This window comes from Paraburkholderia sp. SSBN10T, from assembly GCF_056619545.1.
This window is the reverse complement of record NZ_JBWQQI010000056.1, coordinates 1-1248: the sequence shown is the minus strand read 5'-3', so window position 1 is coordinate 1248 and position 1248 is coordinate 1. Positions and strand designations below refer to the sequence as shown.

General features: G+C 62.6%; 1 protein-coding gene. It reads left to right on the top strand.

From position 1 onward, the window contains the following. Positions 1 to 65 precede the first annotated feature (65 nt). Positions 66 to 1240, top strand: a protein-coding gene (locus AC1ECK_RS36600) for an IS3 family transposase (RefSeq protein WP_480328172.1) whose coding sequence is annotated in 2 segments (ribosomal slippage) — positions 66 to 324 and positions 324 to 1240 — 1176 coding nt in all. Because the reading frame shifts where the segments join, the coding sequence is not laid out codon by codon here. Positions 1241 to 1248 lie beyond the last annotated feature (8 nt).

Below are 1248 nucleotides of genomic sequence, written 5' to 3'. Positions count from 1 at the left end.
TGTAGTGGCCTAATGAACCTGGACACCTCAAAAGGTAGACTTATACCCAGACAGAGAGGTGTCAGATGGGAAGACGGGAATTCTCGGAACAGTTCAAGGAAGATGCAGTTGATCTGGTGCTGCAACAGGGCTACACGGTCACGAAGGCCGCGCGGGCGCTGGGAATTGGCGAGACGGCATTGCGTCGCTGGATGGGTGATCGCCTGCCGCAGGGCGCGGTGACGCAGCCGCCCAAGGCCGGCTCGACGCCTGCCCAGACCCGCATTCAGGAGCTGGAAAGGCGGGTGGCCGAACTGGAGCGGGAGCGCGACATTTTAAAAAAGTCCACGGCCTTCTTTGTCAAGGAACTGGATCGCAATACGAAGTGATCCAGCGTGCAGGGAAGGCCTATCCGGTAGCGGCTGTCTGCCGGGCCGTGGGGGTGGCGCGTAGCAGTTACTACGCGTGGAAGGTCAGCCGTGCCCGCCTGCACCCGAAGCGGCAGGGGGCGCTGCGCGACGTGTGTGCCATTCACGCGCAGTACGACCAGACGTGTGGCAGCCGGCGCATGTCGCAGGAGCTGCGCCGGTGCGGTCATAACGCGGGACGGCACCGCGCCCGCAGCCTGATGCGCGAAGCCGGCGTGCAGGCCCGCGTGGTACGCACCCATCAGTATCCGAAGGGCGGCGGCGCAGCGGCTCCCGCGCCCAACCTGCTGGAGCGGGCGTTCAATATCGGGATGCCCAACCGGGTCTGGGCCGGTGATGTGACGTATGTCTGGACTCAGGAAGGCTGGCTGTACCTGGCGGTCGTGATGGACCTGTTCTCGCGGCGTGTGGTCGGATGGGCCTGCTCGGCCTCGCCCGACACCAACCTCGTGATACGGGCTTTGCAGCTGGCGCTGGACGCGCGTCGTCCCGCCTCAGGGCTGATGTTCCATTCGGACCAGGGCTGCCAGTACACCAGCCATGTGTTCCGGTACTTCCTCAGCCAGAACAGGATCACGCAGAGCATGAGTCGCAAGGGCAACTGCTGGGACAACGCGGTGGTAGAACGCTTCTTCCGCAGCCTGAAAACCGAACGGGTCAGGCTGCGTCCGTACCGGGACTATCTCGCAGCAAAGACGGATGTCACCGATTACATCCTGACGTTTTACAACCAGCGGCGGCTGCACTCGGCGGCGGGCAATATGCCACCCGCCGAATATGAAGTCACCATGCAGAAAAGGTGGAAAGCAGAAAAAGTGTCCAGGATTACTTGACCACTTCA